This window comes from Shewanella sp. NKUCC01_JLK (assembly GCF_019345615.1).
In the GTDB taxonomy this organism is placed as follows: domain Bacteria; phylum Pseudomonadota; class Gammaproteobacteria; order Enterobacterales; family Shewanellaceae; genus Shewanella; species Shewanella oncorhynchi.
The window spans coordinates 66,372-85,516 of the sequence record NZ_JAHKRD010000002.1 but is presented as its reverse complement, the minus strand read 5'-3'; the positions used below and the strand labels follow the sequence as shown (position 1 = coordinate 85,516).

Genomic DNA, 19,145 nt, shown 5'->3' with positions numbered 1-19,145 from the left:
TTAATCAAGTTTAGGCATGTTCAAACATTAAGAACAAGTAAACGATAAACAAGACTATATGAGTCGCGCCGTGCAATGCATTGGTGCGACCGCTGCTAAAGCTTACCTTACAGACCATTAAACTGGTGATTAACAGCACCATGTCGGCGGGTGACAGGCCTAAATGGACTTCTTGATCTATCACGCTGCCAATAATTAATACCGCAGGGACTGTGAGTGCAATCGTCGCGAGCACTGAGCCAAAATACAGATTCATCGCCCGCTGTAATTGATTGTTTAACGCGGCCTTAAAGCCTCCCACAGCTTCGGGGGATAAAATCAAGCAGGCCACAATAAAGCCCCCTAATGCCTGTGGAGCGCCTAGGGTTGCTACGCTGTAATTGATGGGCATAGCTAAGGTTTTTGCCAGCAAAATGACCACGAGTAAGTAGCCAATTAATAGAATCGTATGGTAAGCATTACTGCGCAGTATGCCGTGGTGTTCCTCATGGTCTTCATGATCGGCATCGACAAAGAAATGGCTGTGGCTCTTCGTCTGTACCACTAAAAAGACGCCATAGAGCAGAATTGAAATAATGATCAGCATCCAAGACATGGCTTTAGACATGCCGCCAATAGTGCCACCTTCGGTAAAATTAGGCAGTACTAAACAGAGTAGGGCGAGGGGAATAATCGCCACGAGATAGGATTTTACGCCATCTAAATTGAAATGCTGGGTATGGTAACGCCAGCCACCAAGTAATAATGTAAAGCCCACTAAGCCATTGATGATCAACATGACGACGGCGAACATAGTGTCGCGCGCCATGACAGGGTTGGGTTCTCCGGTCAGCATCACGGAGGAGATCATCACCACTTCGAGTGAAATGACCGATAAAGTTAAGATTAAGGTGCCATAGGGATCGCCAAGCTTAATCGCTAGTGCATCTGAGTGGCGCACCACAGAGAAAATAGCCCAAGTCACTACACCCAATAGGGCGAGCGAAACGGGAATATAGGTCGAGAGGGCGGTGCCATCGGCGAGTAAGCTATCGCCACCGGTTTTAAAGAATACTAAGGTCAGTATTCCCAGTAGCAGGGCTAACTCGTCTTTCATAAATGTCTTCATAGGCAATTTGTCCTAAACGAAAAAAAAGGCCGTTAGTATAGACACTGGTTATGGCACACTTTGCATGAAACTTCCTTTAGATTTGGAGTTAAGGATAAATGTTTGAACTAGATCGCTTTTTAATCTAAAACCCCATTTTTAGGCTAGCCATGGTGTTCTGTTTTAATCAGCTTGCCGAGTTGATCATAATGATTCCAATCCCCTGATTCTCGATCGCTGAGATAACTGCCTTCAGTGCGTTTTTCACCATTAGGCCAAAAACTTTGCCATAGACCTTCCTTGCGATCCCTAAGATAAGTGCCTTGTTCGGCTAACTTGCCATTGTTGTGGTAATAGCTGGCATCGCCTTCTTTTTGGCCTTTCACCCAAGTTTCAACGAGTTCTGGCTTACCGTTCTGGTGATATTGTTTAACTTGACCATCAAGCGAACCCTTAGCATAAGTTGCCTCTAATTTGAGTTGGCCGTTACTGTAATATTCTTTCGTTTGGCCATGGCTTTGACCCTCTAAAAACTCAGTGCTAGCAGCTTGCATCCCATCCTCAAACCAGCTTTCCCACAATCCAGTTTGATTACCTTTATCCATAGCACCACTAAGTTTTAGTTGGCCATTGTTGGGATAGTACTCAGCATACGGGCCAGTTTTATCATTTTTATCATAGGTTTCTGAGCGGTAAACCACTTGCTTAAAGCTGTAAAACTCTCGAATTCCATGGCGCTTGTTTTCCTGCCAATGGCTTTTTTGCTGGATATTCCCCTCGGGGATTGTGCCATAGGTAGGGTCTTTTTCTTCGTAGCGATAATCCGTCCATAGACCGGTTTTTTGGTCGTCCAGATACTCCCCTGTCACACGGCGGCGTCCGTGGTAATACTCTGTATAGTTACCATTAAGTTTGCCATTGGCGAAGGTTTGCTCCCGTTGTTTCAGGCCTTCGCTGTACTGTATCCATAGGCCTTCTTTATTGCCGCTTTGATATGTGCCTTCTTCATTGGGATCACCATTGGCATACCAGCGGGCGAAATGGCCATCAAGAGGGTAACGACTGGCATTGTCTTTTTTATCCCGTGCGTAGTGAGATACTTCCCGAGGTTTACCGTTATCGTAAAATGACTCATATTTTCCGACCCATTGGCCATCGATACGTTCGCCGCGCTCACCCACTGTGCCGTCGTCAAAATAGGTTTCTGATTTCCCTGTTGGTTTACCTTCAACGTATTGATCTAGTGTCCGCAGCTTGCCATTGTTGTGGTAACGGCGTGATTCACCGTGACGCTGCCCTTGTCGCCATTGCTCGGAGGATTGCAGCTTGCCAGCGTGATAGCGCTCAAATTGGCCATCCTTAATTCCCATGTCGTAGTGGCTTTTTTCGAGCAAATGACCTTCGGTGTCATAACGCTCCGATGGTCCATGAAGCGGGTATTGGCCATTGTCAGCCTGCTTTGAGTCTTGGTAGTTACGTAATTCCTTAAGTTGGCCGTTGTTGTGGAAATACTTTTGCGTACCAGCGAGTAGATCCTGTTTATAGTTGAGAGCACTGGTGAGAATGCCCTCGGCATTAAAATATTGCTGTGGCCCGTCTAATGCACCATTAACATACTATTCTTCAACTTGTAATTTACCTGCATCATTAAATTGCTGGCATTTCCCTTGGCGTTGTCCAGCGCTATATTGGCAGCGGCTGGCGAGTTCACCATTGGGGTAAAATGTCCGTTCTTCACCCTCGAGCAGATTGAGATTAAACTGGCTGCTGCTTGATTTAGTCCCGTCATCGAAAAAGGTTTCCCATGCTCCTTGGCGACGGCCTTCGGCATCGAAGCGGCCCGTCACTGTGGCTTGTCCATTGGGATTTTGTTCTAAATAAGAACCTGAGAGTTGGTTATTCGCATAACTCTGGCTTTGGGACAAGGTACCGTTTTCATAGAAACTTTCCCATTTCCCGTGGCGCAGGTTATCGAGGTAACTTTCTTGGGCTTGCAGTTTGCCACTGGCATAGAAACGTTTTACTTGCTCCTTTTTACCGTCTTTATAGCGCGTCGTTTGGCTGAGATGGCCGCTGCTGTTGTATTCCTTCCATTCGCCCGTGGGCACGCCTTTGGCAAATTGCTGTTCCTCAGTAACTGCGCCGCTCAAATCGAACATATGCCAAGTGCCATCTTGATAACCCTGCTGATAGTTTCCTTCGACTAGCTTGCTGTTATTGGTATGAAATACTTGCCATTTACCATTAGGGATCCCCTCGGAAAACTGCCCTAAGGTATAGCCTTGGTTATCGCGCACTATTGCGATATCGCCATTTAAGGGCATTCCAGTGGCGAGATTGTAATAGCTGGGAATTCCGTCCTGTTGGCGGATTTCGACCATCATGGAGGAGAGATTTTGCGCTGCTTGTACATGGACACTGATTAAGCTGGCTCCCGCAATCGCGAGGCTGATAAAGCTAAATGGCGTATTGAACATGCTGATTCCTTGCTCTGTTCTGGGTCTTAAGGCCGCGCGGTTTGCAGCCTATACAAGAATCCTAATTTTTTGCTGTTGAGTTTATTTATCGGGCTGTGCACTTATATACAGTACACAGCGCCAAGGGTTAAGTTAATCGATTAAGCGAATATGCTTAGGCTAAAAAATAGGGAAAACATGGTCCGAGGTAATCACCGGCGGCGGTATTTCCCGATTTAAAAACTCGCCATGATGGAAGCTATTGATCACTTCTATCCAGCCATTATCCCTAAATTCGTATTGTTTACCATGAAGCCTGCCCTGCTCGTCATAATTCGCTATTTCAAGCACATAGTCTTCGGTATTACGCAGTTCCCAGTGGCCGACTTGTTTACCTTGGTCGAAGCGTCCGTACCAATAGTGTCTCTCAGGATTTGGCATTGGGTTGAAACCGAACTCACCATGGGTGTACACCCAGTCGCCATCCTGTTGCCCATTGCGGTATTCGCCCTTTTCATACAATTGGCCGTTAGTGGCGTAGCGTTGTACTAATCCTTCGGGTTTGCCATGGTTAAAGTTGATTAATTCAAGCAATTGCCCAGAACTTGTCTCATTACGGAACTCACCATCGAGCTCGCCTTGGACATCATAGCTAAAGGTGAGGGTGGCATCTTCTTGTTGTTTCTTCCAAGCGCCAACGGGCTTGTCGTTGGCATATTGGCCGCGCTCGGCCAGCCATTGTTCCCCTGTCTCATGGTTAATTTTCAGCATCTCGTAGGGGCCTTCGCGCTTACCCTCTTTAAAATATTCCCGGGTAATCACTTTTATAGTTTGACTTCGGTTTAGGGTTTGCAGATATAAACCTGTCAATTGGTTATCGATATGCTCGCTGCGGCTGATTAACTCACCTTGCTCAAATGTTTCGTTGAGGACCCATTTTTTAAGTTTGTCCTCCTCTGTGTTAGAGGTAAGTTGACCTTCACTAAAGCGTTGATGCTTACGGTAAACCCAGTTGTTGTCTTGGTGTTTTTCTTCGGTTGAACTGAGCATTTCGCCCTTTTCATTGTATTTAACCGATAAGGTCACATTCCATGGCGCCTCTATGATTTCCTTTTGGGCTATCTGGCCATTTTCATAGTAATCTAGCTGTTCACCGACTTTATAGTCATTGTGATAGCGGTAGTGGCGCTTAATCTTGCCATCGTCGAAATATTCGAAGTAATCCCCGTGTTTCTTACCTTTGACATAAGCTTGGGTCGAAATGATTTTACCAAAGCCCCAATTGGTCTCGTTGCCATGTGTAAGCCCATCCACCATAGGGATTTCGACGTGTAAGTTGCCATTGTCATAGTACTGGGTAACACAAGTGCCGCTATTACAGACCTTGCCCCTAAGCTTGCCCTCGCTATCAAAAAGCTCGCTTATACCGACCTCTTTACCATCTTTATAGGTCGTTTTGTAACGGATCTTCCCACCTTCCCAGTAACCCGTTTCGAGGCCTTGTTTCACACCATTTTCATAGTGGGATTCAACATACAATTGGCCGGTGGCAATGTATTTTTTAAGTAAACCATGAAGTTGGCCTTGCCCATTGCGAAAGCCTTGTTCATAGGGTTTGCCATCCTCAAAGTAACATTGATAAGCACCGCGGAATTGTTCACTGGTGAGGGTTTTGCCAATTTTGTTATCGGCGAGGGCACTGGCGCAGAAAAGCATATCGTTATTTTTGTAATAAACCTCAGCCTTATAATTGCCGTCGATAACTTCGGTCGATTGTTTTAGATAGTATTGAGCCTGTTTTTCATCTTTGACAACCTTCCAATGGGCATCGAGTAACACCTTTTGTGCATTGGCATTCGCATTGGCACTGAGAGTGATACAGATAAGTACCAGTGCTCCAAGGAGCCGTTTTACTGTAAATAGACGCATAACCGCTCCTTATGGCAAAGGTTTAAAGGTGAATTCATAGGGGATGTCTACGGGGTTTTGAGAGAGCGTCATATAACTCACCTTCGCTGCAGGGCCCTCTACACTCAAATAGCGGCCATCGACCAGCGCCTCTTTAATCCGCAGTTCGGTGGTTTCGGGCAGTCGAATCGTTAGGGATTTGCCTTGGGCATCCTCGACTTTAAAGTAGTTCTTAAGATCTTTACTCGGCTCGTCACCATAACCGGTTTTTGTTAGCCAAGCTTGTAAATCGATTAACCAAGGACGTGGGTTAGCTGCCTGCTCTAAGGGTTGCCAACTGATATCACCTTGGCAATGGATTTTTCCTTGGATGTGTTTATCGTAGAAAAACTGCCGCTCGCGGTCGGGCGTCATCAGGGTATAGGCTGGTCCGTTTGGGGCATTATGCTCAAACAGCCAAGTGACTTCGTGTTTCCCCTCTTTAAAACCTTGTTCTATTTCAGGTTTACAGGCACTCGCTAATGCGGCTGACATAGGAATATACAGATTATGGCCATTTTCAGTCTCAGGTTTTATCCCTTGGATCGCACTGATTTCGGCGTTTGATGGCTCAAGATCTTGATAGAGGAAGTTATTGAGGCTCGAATCGCCAAACTCGCTTAAGGGATTGGCCAGATTTTGGTTGTAGTCGGTAAAGGTCACAAAGCGGATGTTCTTGGTTTGGCTTAACTCCGGCTGTGGCTGGTTCTCCAGTATTACAACGGTTTTAGGGATTTCATCTAGCTTAAGTAGCAGGGCGCGGGTGCTAAGGTGATGAGGATCATCGACACCTATTAATTCCCCCAGTAGTTCCTTATCCGTCACCGTTAACCATTTAGGATAATCACCATCGCGACGGGCTTCGGCCATCTTTCCTTTAAATTGCTGAAAAGGAAGGTTAATGTTTTGAGTGTTACTCTGCTTTGTTACGACTTTAAATAGCTTTGCCTCGGCGTCGAGCACCTGAATTGTGAGGCTCGCATCGCCGAAGGCGTAAGGATTCGCGACCAGTTCATCCCACGACTTTTCGACTATCTTATTGCTTTCGGGGATAAGGGTCAGCTTGGCGGTGATATGGTCTATCTGTTTGAGTTTATTGGCGGTGTTGTCCCAGCCTGTGGCGATAAGATCTACCGAAGACTCAATCGAGCGGTTGAAATTCATCGCCACACCTCTGCTGTGCTGCCAGAAGTGAATGTCTATCGGATTTCCGCTGGCATCAAAGGCGGCTAAGTCTTCATAATGCACATTAGCAACCACATATCGCGGGCTCATATTATGCACAAAGCGCAATTGCAGCACTTCTGGCGTGTCAGCGCCCCATGGGCCAATATTATCAAGAATACCTTGCTGATCAGCTAATAAGGATTTTATAAAGTCCTTATCATGGGCTTTATATTCCCGCGGAACATCGCTAATCGGGTAGAGCTCTTTTTGCAGATCATCTATATCACGTTCGGCATCGTAGCGAGCGTCGGCATGCCAAAGCATGCTCATAATATAAGGGCTATCCTTGGGCGCCATGGCGATGCGGCGGGTGAGAGTACTGCCTTGCTGCACTTCTTGTTGAAAAAACGCCATGCTCTCTAACCAACCGGTTTTGCGGTTAAGCTCGAACTTGCCATAGGCCTTAAAGTTGTCTTTCTCACCTTGTACTACCGCAAATAACTTATCTTCGGTCACTCCCTCAACCGTCCAAGTTAGGCGTGCATCCATGGGGGCGCTAATGCTATAACCGACCTTAGGCTCTAGCGCCACGGGTAAGGTTGGAGCCTGTTTAAACAAGCTATTAAGATTCACCCAGTGGTCAAATAATTCCTTGATATCTTTTTGATCCATCTTGGCAATGGGAGTCAGTTGGCGGACTTCACCATTGTTAAATTCCACATTAAAGCCATCTTTAACCAACTGAAAGATTTCATTAGAGTTACCTTTAGGGTCGATATTACTCACCGGAATCGGCATGCCATAATCGCTAATTTGCAGCATATTAGGTTGGATAAAAAAACGGGCGTTATGGGTTAACGGCGTTGTTAAGCTGGTCGCCTTACCCTCTGCATTCTGTAATTGGTAATCCAGCAGCAGTCGTGCCTGCAGCACTTTGCGGGTTTCAAAGCCATCATTGAGGTTTATGGTGGAGATAATCTGATATTCACGCTCTGTGGGTATGTTGGTATTAACTGAATTGGAGGGTGACGTTGAGTTATCGCAGGCGGTTAACAAGAGTGTTATACCTGCCATTGTCAGTGTGATTGCGGCGTTAACTGCCTTGTATTTCACTATGGCCATTCGTACTCCTTTGGCTACGCATGTTATTGAAATGTAAACTCATTAATCTTTTTCTGGCGACATTATACACAAAAAATATCTGAGGCATAAAAGAAAACCCAAACCAAGCTTGCTTGATTTGGGTTTGTGTTGATCGCGGTTTTGCTGCGCGAGAGTGGCTAACTTAGTGGTTAACTCAGTGGTGAGATGAGAGCCTAAAAAAGCCCAAGCTGATGGATTACAGCGAGAGGATCACGCTGGCAATTGCCGCACTCATGAGGTTAGCGAATACGCCAGCGGCAATGGCGCGAAAACCATTACGGGCGATAAATTCGCGGCGCTCTGGCACCATGCTACCCAGTCCACCGATCAAAATTGCCATGGTTGAAATGTTCGCAAAACCACACAGGGCGAAAGTCACAACGGCCTGAGAATGGGCGCTCAGTTGGTCTTCGACTTTCATTAACTGGATGAAGGCTACAAATTCATTCACTACGATTTTTTGGCCAATGAGTGAGCCTGCAGTAATGGCCTCATGCCAAGGAATACCCAGCAGCCACGCCATAGGGGCGAACAGATAACCGAGTAAAAATTCGAAGCTTAACTGGTAACCGAACCATTCACCCACAGCACCTAACATGCCATTCAGCAGGGCGATAACACTGACAAAGGCCAGTAGAGTGGCACCAATCCCGACAGAAATCCGCATGCCAGACATAGCGCCATCGGCTAAGGCTTCAACCACATTGGTGGCGCGTGGCAGTTCGACTGAGGTGATTTCATCGGCACTGTTTTTGTCATTGTCGCTAGGCGGCATGAGGATTTTAGCCATCAACAGACCCGCGGGGGCCGACATAAAGGCAGCGGCGATCAAATAGTTAAGATCGACACCTAAAGCGGCATATCCGACTAAGGTACCGCCCGCGACAGAGGCTAAACCACAGCTCATGACCGCGAAGAATTGCGAATCGCTCATGTGCTTTAAATAGGGTTTGATCACCAGCGGCGCTTCAATCATGCCGACGAAGATGTTTGCCGTGGCAGATAAAGACTCGGCGCGGCCCGTGCCCAGTAAACGCTGAAGACCACCACCAATAATGTTGATCACCTTAGGCATTAACCCAATATGGTATAAGGCCGAAATCAGTGCCGAGAAAAAGATGATGATACCTAACACATTGATTGCAAATACGAAGCCGACTTTGCCCGTGGCGAGATCGCCAAACAGAAAGCCAATCCCTTCGTTGCCATAGGCTATCACGCTCGACACGCCCGCCGTAACAGACTGCAATACGGCCTTACCCGCAGGAACGTAGAGCACTAACAGGGCGAATATAATTTGTAAGCCTAGGGCTAAAATCACAGTGCGGTAGGGAATATTCTTGCGGTTCACTGACAGTAACCAAGCAAAAAACAAGATACTAATCATGCCTAATATCGCGATCATAAGGGGTTATTCTTTTGAGTTAAGGAAGAAGCCGCGCATTGTAGGCCGAGTCGCAGTAAGGGCAAGTCGAGGGCGTTACTGGGCTGTTACGATAAAATAGTCGAAAATAGCAACAGTTTAAGTTGCTGTTTATGCAGGAGAATAAAAGCTATTTTAGCTACTGTTGCCCAGAGGAAATAATATTTGTGCCTGTGGCAATAATCGAAATCATGCCACAGACGACTTTAGGCTGGTGTCGTAGTCAGTACTTTTTTGAAATGCAGCTTAAGTGACTGTTGCTTAAATGACAGTAGCTTAAGTGGCTGCAGTTTAAGTGACTGTCTTACCTAACCAAGGTTTGAGCTTTTTATCCCAGTAGGGCGGGTGGCCGATATGGGACTTTAAACACTCGATTATCACCTTGTACTTAGTCGGTAAATGGCGCCGCCTTGGGTAAACCACATAAACGGGCATCTGTTGCAGTGGTTTCCAATCGGGTAAGAGTTGGATCAGTTTTCCGCTTTGAAACTCATCACTGAGTAAATACGTGGCCACATAGCCTATGCCGCGCCCTGCAATCACCGCATTGCGCACGGCTTCGGCTAAGTCGACACGGTAATTTCCCGCCACATGCACGGTTTGTTCTAGGTCATCCTTAGCAAAACTCCAGCGATCATAATTACGGCTCTTGCTTTGATAGATAACGCAATTATGTTGCGCTAACGCCTGTGGATGGTGTGGCACGCCATGCTTGAGTAAATAATCGGGAGAGGCGACCACTACAAAGTTAGTTTCGGCGAGGTGCTGGGCGATATAACCTTCGTTCAGCTGTTCATGGTTAGTGATCCACAGATCGAGGCCTTCTTCTAGCATGTCGGCTTTATGGTCGAACAGGCTTAGCTCAAATCGCAATTCGGGGTATTTTTGCTGCAGCACTTCCAGCGCGGGGATAATGTGTAAGGTGCCAAAGGACTGGGAGGAACCGAGGCGAATCGTACCACTAATGTCATCGCGGGCATCTAGCATAATAGCATCGGCATTTTGTGTCGCTTCAAACACTTGCTCACAGTAATGGGCAAACTGTTGGCCCGCGTCGGTTAGCACTAAGGTGCGAGTGGTCCGCTGGACTAACAGCAAGTTCAGCTCGGCTTCCAGTGCGCCAAGCTGCTTGCTGACATAGGAAGTCGAGGTTTTTAACTTGGCCGCCGCTTGGGTAAAACTACCACTGGTCACCAGAGTGTGGAATATCACCATCTGGCTAGCTCTATGTTGTATCACGCTAGGCCCTCTAGAATCTAAATCCCTATTTTAAGCTAGCCTTGCCCTAACCGACAGCCGTTTGTGCCGATCGTGTGCTATTTCAAAACAAACTTACCAAACGGCAAACGTTAAAGTCAGTTGCCCTAAGTGCGATTCTTACTTTACTCTTGAGTTAAATCTTAACACCCACAAGCTAGGGAAGACGTGTTACCTGTGGTTAGCTTGTTCAATGGAGGAATAACGATGACACAACAAGACAAGCAAGCCTTAGCAGAAACAAGTCAGATACATGCCCAGAAAGTACAACCGATACCGCAGGAAGCCTTTGACTGGTATGACGAATATGCCCATGGCATTATCGATCGCCGTGAGTTTATGGGGCGGTTCGCAGGATTGGTGGCGCTAGGTTTTACCATGACGATGCTCACGGGCGCACTCTTGCCGAACTATGCCCTCGCCGAGCAAGTCTCCTTTAACGATCCCAGTATTCAAGCCAGCTATGTTAAGTTTCCCTCGCCCAATGGTTACGGTGAAGGGCGCGGCTACTTAGTCATGCCCGATGAGTTATTGCTCGCCGGCAGTGCCGCAGGTGAGCCGAAAACCTTAGATCTCAGTAAAAAAGCCGCTGTGGTATTAGTGGTGCACGAAAATCGTGGCCTTAATCCCTATATCGAAGATGTGGCTCGCCGATTAGCCGCGCAGGGGTATATCGCCTTCGCCCCCGATGCACTTTATTCCCTAGGTGGTTATCCGGGCAATGATGATGCGGGCCGCGCCATGCAAAGCAGTTTAGACAGAGCCAAAATCGAGCAAGACTTTATTGCCGCTGCGCAGTTTTTAAAATCCCATCCTCAAAGCAATGGCAAACTCGGTGCCGTGGGGTTTTGTTTTGGCGGTTATATCGTCAATATGCTGGCCGCCACGATTCCCGATGAACTCAATGCAGGCGTACCTTTCTATGGCACGCCAGCCGCTGCGGAACTGCGTAGCCGAGTAAAGGGGCCACTTATGTTGCAATTTGCTGGGCTCGATCAGCGGGTAAACGACACTTGGGCCGAGTATGAAACCCAGCTAAAAGCCAATAAAGCCGATTATGTCGCCTATCTTTACCCGAATGTGAATCACGGTTTTCATAACGACTCTACAGGACGATACGATAAAGCCACCGCCGAACTCGCTTGGGCGCGCAGCTTAGCCTTTTTTGACACTCGACTGCGTGTCTAAGTGAAAGTAAAGCTCCGCTTATTCTGATCTGCTTATTCTAATTCCGCTTACTTTGATTAAGTCGATGAGTGACCGATTCTCGCGCTCTATATCATTCAAGCAAAAGCCGACTCTAGAGTCGGCTTTTATTTTAAATCTCCCACATACCTATGCGGCTTTTATCTTAAATATCCCACATACCTATGTGGGTTAGTCGTGCTCGAGGATCACTTCTTTTAAGCTTTGGATGGTTTTCACATCGAGATTACCAGCTTGTGTGCTCCAGGTGAGTCTTAGGTAATTGGCTAAGTCTTTAATCTGCTCGTCGCTTAACTCATCAGCATATCCCGGCATGGCATAAAAGCTGGTGGTAGCGTTGTAATGCTGGCTCTGAATACCTTTTAGTATTACGGCGACGATATTATGAGGACTCGCTTTATCTAAGGTGGCGTTTCCTGCCATCGCGGGGGCGACATTAGGACGACCTTCACCATTTTGACCATGGCAACCGGCGCAGTAACCTTTGTAGAGCGTATAGCCTGGCAGTTCAGGTTTATGGCCGTTAAAGGTGAGCGGATCCGGTTTAAGATCATCGTCGGTATCGAGCAGATAACTGCTAACCGCGCGCATATCATCATCGGTCAAGTGGCTAAAGCTGTGATACACCACGGGATACATGCCGCCAAAGACAGTGCCTTTACGGGAGTAGCCTTCGGTAAACAGCGACTTAAGATCCTCATGGGTCCAGTTCTGCCTGTTAAGCTCGGCGGGGCGAATGTCCGATGCCTCTAGCCCTTCGATAATCGCGCCCTCAAAGTGCTTGTCCTGCTCCATGGCAAACAGCGTGTCTCTTGGGGTGTGGCATTCACCGCAGTGCCCTAGGGCATTGACTAAGTAATTGCCGCGGTTCCAATGTTCGCTTTTTTCCTTGCTCGGGGTAAATTCCTTGGCATCGTGTGCGACTAAGTTCCAAGCTTTTAGGCCAAAACGCAGGTTAAACGGAAAGTAAACATCATTGTCGCGATTGGCTTGCTTGATGGGTTTAGTACTCATCAAATAGGCATAAATCGCCTGAGTGTCTGCGTCCGTGAGCAGGCTGTAGGAAGTGTAAGGCATAGCAGGATAAAGGTTGCCGTTGACGCCAACACCGTGGTGCATGGCGTCAAAAAACTCTTCGTAACTGTATTTGCCAATCCCGGTTTCTTTGTCTGAGGTGATATTGGTCGAGTACACTGCGCCAAAGGGCGTTTCGAACGGCAAACCGCCCGCGAGTTCGCGCCCGCCCACTGCAGTATGGCAGGCCACGCAGTCGCCTATCTTCATCAGATACGCGCCGCGTGCGATGTCGTTATTCGTATTGCCGCCTTCATCGGCAACGCTGCTGGAACAGGCGAGCAAACCTAGCCCTAAACTCAGGAGTAGATTGTGGCTCAACAGATTTTTTATCCTACTAATGTGCGGGAAATAGCGCGAGAAATGGCGCAGATTGGCTGATGTCATCACAGGGTTAGCCCCTTAGTTTTGAGAATCAGATCTTTGACCGCTGCATAGTATTTTACGTAGCCAGTACAGCGACATACGTGTTCACTCAAGGCATCTTCAACGACTTTTTCAACTTGATCTTTAGCGATAGGTTGTCGCTCTAATCGCTCAAGCAGCGCGGTTGATTCGTTGACAAAGCCCGAGGTACACCAGCCACATTGAAACGAGAAGTGCTCTAAAAAAGCTTCTTGCACTGGGCTCAGGGCGGTGATTTCGCCAAGGGAGTTTTGTCTAGCATGACCTTCGACAGTGCGGACGCGTTTACCATTAAAACGCTCAACACCATTGATGCAGGTACGTACCACTTCACTCATGCCTTGCTCGTCGTCGACGATCACAGTACAGGCGTGGCATACGCCTGCGCCGCAACCAAACTTAGTGCCAGTGAGGTTTAAGTATTCGTGTAGAAACTCAATCATCATCACACCATCGGCGACTTCAATCGGGCCTACGGCTTGGTTATTAATGGTCAGTTTAATAGACTGGCTCATGCCATGGCCTCCTTAATTTTTTTCGCTGTCATAGGTAAATCGTAAAAGCGGACATGGGTTGCTTGATACACGGCTTCAATCAGCGCCGCGACCACAGGGATCATCACCACTTCGGCGATACCACGGCTGGGATCGTTATCAGACAACTGCGGCAATATGGTATGACGTTGATCCCACACGCCCACATGCCGCGCTAGCGGCACCTGATAGCGATTGAGGTTCCACGTACCATTGCCGGCGCCTGCTTCAAATGGCGGTAAGCCTTCATGCAGTGCATGGCCAATCCCCATCGCAAGGCCACCTTGAATTTGCCCTTCGACTAATTCTTTAACAATCACTTTGCCCGCCTCTAACCAAGTGTGAGAACTCAGTAGCGTGACTTCGCCATTGCCTTCGTTTACGGCCACTTCAACCAAAGTGGCGCAGGGGGCGTAGTAAGTCACCATGGCATTGTTCAGTTCGGCCTTGGGATAACTCATGGCTTGACGATCGATCAAGTGATAGCCATTAGATTTCATGCTGGCTTGACGCGCTTTGATACTCTTAGTCGTGTCGGAAGTGGCCGCAAACGTCGCGTTGCCTTCGCCGTATTGCAGCGCCAGCGCATCGAGTGCTAAACGCTCTTTAGTGCCAAGAATGTCGAAATCGGCTTCGGCCCAAGCCCAGCGATTAAAGGCATGGCCCATCACGCCGACCACTAAGCCCATGTCGTGGGCGCGTTTCGCGAGGATATCTAGCGACAATGGCGGAAAGCCCAAGGCGGTTAGCTTGCCATCGACCCAGCGACCATCCCGTGAGTTATGCAAATTAGTTGAGCCCATTGGCGTATTAAAATACAACTCGTTCCAAATTGATACCGCCGCAGGCCATAGGCCGTGGCGATAGATAATATCGGCGGCGATGCGGGTAACATGGCTTTGGTAATAGGCCGACATAGACGCCGACGATGCCATGGCTTTAACCGGTGTCCAGCGTGGATTGGCCGCCATTTCATCTTGGCGTTGCTGCGAAATAATATAAGGATTATCGGTTTGCACTAATTGCATCGCATCCCAAATATCCACTTCGGCGAGTTTTACCTCATCGGCAAAGTTGCCAAGGGCATCGCTGATCACAACGGCTTGGGAGGTTTGCGTGCCTGTGCCCATTTCGATAAAGCCGATTTCTAGGGTGATTTTTCCGTCTTTAGCTAGGCGAACCGCCGCACTTGGTGCTGCTGCGCCCGTACCATAATCTTTGGTGGCGATACCAAAACCGACGCCGTAACGCATCCCCGGATGTTTGGCCTCATAGTCCTTTTTATTCACCGCGCGGTTTTGCCACACGGGAGCTTGCTCGGCCATCTCGAGCATTTCGCGGTAACGTAAAGTACCGTTAGGAATCGCGCCTTGAGTGTTGCGCTGGCCGGATTCCATCACGTTAGCGGCGCGCAGTTTAAAGGGATCAACCTTTAGCTCGTCGGCGATCTCATGGATCATGCATTCCATCGCCGTCATCGATTGCAGCGTGCCATAACCCCGCATCGACCCCGCATCAGGGTTACGCGACGCATAGGCGGTGGCGATAATATCGTTGCGCGGCGTGTAATAAATGCTTTGCATTGCTGTCGCACCAACCGAGGTCACAGACGGGGTAAAGTTGACTCGTCCGCCGCCATCGACTGTCATCTGTGAAGTTAAGGCTTGGATTTTTAAGGTCGATTTATCCACCGCTAAGCGGCTTTTCATGATGAACGGATGACGCTTAAGGCCAGATTGGAATTGCTCGAATCTGTCATTGGCGAGTCGGATTGGCCCTTTGGCATAAACGGCCGCGATCACGCCGTAATAAGGAAATATCGAATGGTCTTTCGCGCCAAATCCACCGCCGATATAAGGCGAGTGCACCACAAGATGTTTTACCTTGCCTGCCAGTGGGCTAGATAACAGCATGTGCACTGCCATCTCTTGAAAGTCCTGCGGCGACTGCGAGGTAATCACAGTATGAAAGGTTTGGCTAGCCGCATCATACCAGCCGTTAAAGGCTTCGGGTTCCATCATCATAGGATCGATGATCTGGGTGCGATATTCCCGCTCTAACACTTGCCATTGTTGATTGGCTTGGGCGCTAGCAATTTGCTTATCTATCTCGCCCGCATAATAAAGCCCGCGCTCAGACACAGTCCCTTTGGCATTCGGATTACCTAACCATTCTGGCTTGCGATCTTTTACGCTAGGGAAAAACAGCCCATCGTGGAGCGGGCTATATAAATCTTCCCGTGCGCCATTTTCACCTTCCACTCGAATAAGGCGCCAGCTGGCGTACGGGTCTTTCGAGTCCGATACAAACGGCGTTTGCTCACCAAAGCGCAGTAAGGTTTGGTCAAATTGCAGCAAGGACTTAGCTTGCTTAAAGGCGGGGAAACTGTCGAACAACAATATCGCCACCGCATGACCTAAGTAGTCGGCGGTTTGCCCCTCGGCCAGTAACATGTTGTCACCGTAAAAATCGGGCAGCTTGATTTTATCACGGGCCAGATCGGCCGCAGTGATCACTTTATAGGGCTTAGCCGACGCGGGCAGGTGGTCGAGTGAAAAGCCTTGATAAACATGGGAGGCATCGGCGGCGCGAAGTATAAAAGCGTAACCTTGCTGCTTGGGCCAGCCCTCCATGTCCATAGCGCGGTAATCACGGCCATAGACTTTTTGGCCTGTGACCTTAGCTATGCCGTCGTTACGAAACTTAGGTTTGGATTGACCATTAACCTGAGTTTGCCATTGGGCTGCCAGTTCAGGTGAGACAATCGCCGCATTCGCGCGACTCATTTCCCACAACAAAGGGGCCGAATATACGGCAACCCCGCCAATCACACATTGCTTGATAAAGGTCCGGCGTGATGTATTAGATGGTTCCATATCTCAACCTCAGTTGTGCTTCCGTGTAATATCAGCCGCGCTGCATGGTATCGCCCGATATAAGCTTGTTGTCGATCGACTTTTTATTGATTGTTGCGACATAGCTTTGATAAACACTGAATGTAAATTTACATTAGCCACGTTAGCATGTAGGGCCAAAAATGCAAATTTAGGCGGTTAATCGTTGCAGTTTTGACCAAGCTAAATCAGAGTGTAAAACCCGTGTTATCAGGCTTCTGCAGTGATGTTCGCACTGTGATTCAACTCAGTTACGTTATGGCTGAATTTTGTTCAGCGCCCTTTGCTCAGAGCCACTTGGGCAATGCACTCAATTGGGGCTTATTTGCATGTCGAAATTGGCTCGCTTGCCAAAACCAAACCGCCTGACACAGCGAGACTTCATGCCACTGCAAGATCAAGAGATAGTGCAATCTGATGGCGATTGGTTTAGTCACATGCATTTATATCAACATTGTTAAATCAGCACTTGCTTAATTACTTGATTTGTAATACTAAAGTTATAGACAAGTGTACGCTATGTCGCTATCTTAGGTTTTTAACAAGGATGAGCTTTAATCGCGTACCCGCGATTCGAGTCACTTGCATCAGGACGATGTGTCTTTTCTCTTTCTTAGATACCCAACTCCTCCTGCAAATTGGTGAATATGCTTTGGCACTTATTTTCTTGTTGCTCTGTGTTTGTAGCACTGTACTGAGTGTTATGGGTTAACCGTTTCGCGTTGAGTTCGTTGAGTTAGTGCGGCCTAACGGCCGAGGTGAATCAAGGTCGTGGGTCTTCACCCCACACCCGACCAAGGAGGACTGCTCGTCCTATCCTCCTTGGATGCTCCAAGACGCCCCAACGGAGTTGAAAGCCCCTTGTGCTCATTGGCAAATTTGCTATCGCTTCCGAAGGATGCGTCCCTGCACCTGCGAAAGCTAGCTCGCCATCCATGGCGAGACTCACGCAATTTGCCTATTCGCCCTGCGGCAACTCCGAGGGGATGGGCGTATTCAATGAGTTTTGGTGTGATGTAAGATATAAAGTTTTTACTATTTAATAACAATGACTTAATTGCGGCAATAATACTGAAATTATTTTTGTCAGAGTGAATAGTAATCTGACTCAATTGATCAGGATATTGGGAGATAAATATGGCAGGACGTCAAAGTCAGCGGAAATTCTTTAATTTCTTACAACATGCTGAGCACTCTGGGAAAAGTTTCTCTAGGGAAGAGTTAATCGTAGCCTCTGGTTGGAAGGTCAGTACATTTGAAACCTATTACAACAAAGGCCAGATTACACAGTTTGTCACAGAGACCGGTGATGGCATTTTCCGCGCAATAAATACGCTGGATTTAACTTTTGTCGAGTTCCAAAAGCGATTATCCCAAAGTAAGCACTTTCAGGAGCTTGGTCATAAATGTAAATCGCAACTTTCCAAAGCGTTACTTAAAAAATCTCGCGATAACATGATGTTGGCGTTAGAGCTTTATAATCGTCCATCATTAGAGAATAAGTTAGACGGCTTTGTTTTGCTATTCTGTACTGCGTGGGAGCAACTTTCTAAAGCACGCTTAATTGAACGTGACGGTGAAGATAGTATTTTCGAGCCAGCAAATAAGAAAGGTATACGCCAGACGATTTCATTGAGGGCATGTTTGGCGCGTTTGTATGCTGATAAAGATTTAGTTCGAAAGAACATTGAAATGGTAGCTGATTGGCGTGATCAAGCTGTACATCTCTTAATGCCAGAACTACAAGCTATTGCCTCTAGAATATTCCAATCAGGTGTACTTAACTTTTCATCTGAATTTGAGGCATTTTCACAAGTGGCTTTTATATCGGTTCAACATACTGGAATGATGACTATAGTTGGTGATTTTAAACTCCCTGCAATGTCTTTATTAAAAACACAGTATGGTGCTGCAGCATATGAAATTCTTGAATTAGCAACCAGCATTCAGTATGAAGTTGAAAAAGCTGATGATATGAACTTTGCAATACCATTGAAGGTTCATTTGGTCTTTGCACAAGGTGAAGGGGATGCACAAGTGGTATTGACCAAGGCCTCGGGTACTGCAAGTGATCTTAATGAATTACGTCAAAAGCTAAAGGTTATAGAAAAGACGATAGATTTAGATAAGTCGCATCCGTATTCGCAGACAAAACTACAACAATTGGTAAATACCAAATTAGAAACCGATCGTGACCAGTTGAAGTTAGAGAAATGTATCCCAGGAAGAAATAAATTTACCGGAAGACCAGAGCTTAACAACCATTGTATTCAAGCGTGTATACAGAGACTTGCTTGGCAGCAATCTAACAATGAATATCATTACCATGCCAAGCTTGCAAACCGGCATCAATACTCTGAATCTGCTGTAACTGAACTAGTTAAGCGCATTACTCAGGAAGATGATTTCGTTGCTAAAGCTAAAAAAATGCTAAGTAAAAAGAAATAACCTAGTAAGGTTTCTGCTAAGAAAAATAAAGACCCCATTATTAAAAATAATGAGAAGAAATTATACAGGCATAGTTTTCGGGTGAAGGGACACTTTATCGAAAGC

General features: G+C 47.3%; 10 protein-coding genes and 1 pseudogene. 2 read left to right on the top strand and 9 right to left on the bottom strand.

The window, feature by feature from the left end; translation table 11 throughout:
* Positions 1-10: 10 nt before the first annotated feature.
* The 6 genes and pseudogenes from KO537_RS02670 to KO537_RS02645 all read right to left on the bottom strand — a co-directional run bounded on the left by KO537_RS02670 (position 11) and on the right by KO537_RS02645 (position 10,462).
* The gene (locus tag KO537_RS02670) at positions 11-1,108 is read right to left on the bottom strand and encodes a calcium:proton antiporter (protein ID WP_025008445.1); all 1,098 of its coding nucleotides are present in this window, start codon (positions 1,106-1,108) and stop codon (positions 11-13) included.
* 143 nt (positions 1,109-1,251) lie between these two features.
* Positions 1,252-3,564 (bottom strand): annotated as a pseudogene (locus tag KO537_RS23295) (hypothetical protein).
* Positions 3,565-3,723: 159 nt separating this feature from the next.
* Complete coding sequence (locus KO537_RS02660; RefSeq protein WP_219233796.1) at positions 3,724-5,472, bottom strand: hypothetical protein; 1,749 nt, start codon at positions 5,470-5,472, stop codon at positions 3,724-3,726.
* 9 nt (positions 5,473-5,481) lie between these two features.
* Positions 5,482-7,779 (bottom strand): hypothetical protein, encoded by a 2,298-nt coding sequence (locus tag KO537_RS02655; RefSeq protein ID WP_219233795.1) that lies wholly within the window; start codon positions 7,777-7,779, stop codon positions 5,482-5,484.
* Positions 7,780-7,996: 217 nt separating this feature from the next.
* The gene (locus KO537_RS02650; RefSeq protein ID WP_219233794.1) at positions 7,997-9,205 is read right to left on the bottom strand and encodes a NupC/NupG family nucleoside CNT transporter; all 1,209 of its coding nucleotides are present in this window, start codon (positions 9,203-9,205) and stop codon (positions 7,997-7,999) included.
* Positions 9,206-9,514: 309 nt separating this feature from the next.
* Entirely contained in the window at positions 9,515-10,462 is a 948-nt protein-coding gene (locus tag KO537_RS02645; protein ID WP_028761657.1) for a LysR family transcriptional regulator, read from the bottom strand.
* A 225-nt stretch (positions 10,463-10,687) separates the two neighbouring features.
* Between KO537_RS02645 and KO537_RS02640 the strand changes: the two genes are divergently transcribed.
* Complete coding sequence (locus tag KO537_RS02640; protein WP_219233793.1) at positions 10,688-11,668, top strand: dienelactone hydrolase family protein; 981 nt, start codon at positions 10,688-10,690, stop codon at positions 11,666-11,668.
* 189 nt (positions 11,669-11,857) lie between these two features.
* Here the strand turns inward: KO537_RS02640 and KO537_RS02635 are convergent, their stop codons facing one another.
* Genes KO537_RS02635 through KO537_RS02625 form a run of 3 tightly spaced genes read right to left on the bottom strand, consistent with a single transcriptional unit; the run spans position 11,858 to position 16,574 of the window.
* Positions 11,858-13,147, bottom strand: a complete 1,290-nt coding sequence (locus KO537_RS02635; protein ID WP_219233901.1) for a cytochrome c — start codon at positions 13,145-13,147, stop codon at positions 11,858-11,860.
* On the bottom strand, positions 13,147-13,680 hold the full coding sequence (locus KO537_RS02630; protein ID WP_006082848.1) for a 2Fe-2S iron-sulfur cluster-binding protein: 534 nt from the start codon (positions 13,678-13,680) through the stop codon (positions 13,147-13,149). The genes KO537_RS02635 and KO537_RS02630 overlap by 1 nt, the downstream gene beginning before the upstream one ends.
* Positions 13,677-16,574 (bottom strand): molybdopterin cofactor-binding domain-containing protein, encoded by a 2,898-nt coding sequence (locus KO537_RS02625; RefSeq protein WP_219233792.1) that lies wholly within the window; start codon positions 16,572-16,574, stop codon positions 13,677-13,679. Before KO537_RS02625 ends, KO537_RS02630 begins: the two co-directional genes overlap by 4 nt.
* Positions 16,575-17,729: 1,155 nt before the next feature.
* Between KO537_RS02625 and KO537_RS02620 the strand changes: the two genes are divergently transcribed.
* Entirely contained in the window at positions 17,730-19,040 is a 1,311-nt protein-coding gene (locus tag KO537_RS02620; protein WP_212599396.1) for a DUF3644 domain-containing protein, read from the top strand.
* Positions 19,041-19,145: the final 105 nt, after the last annotated feature.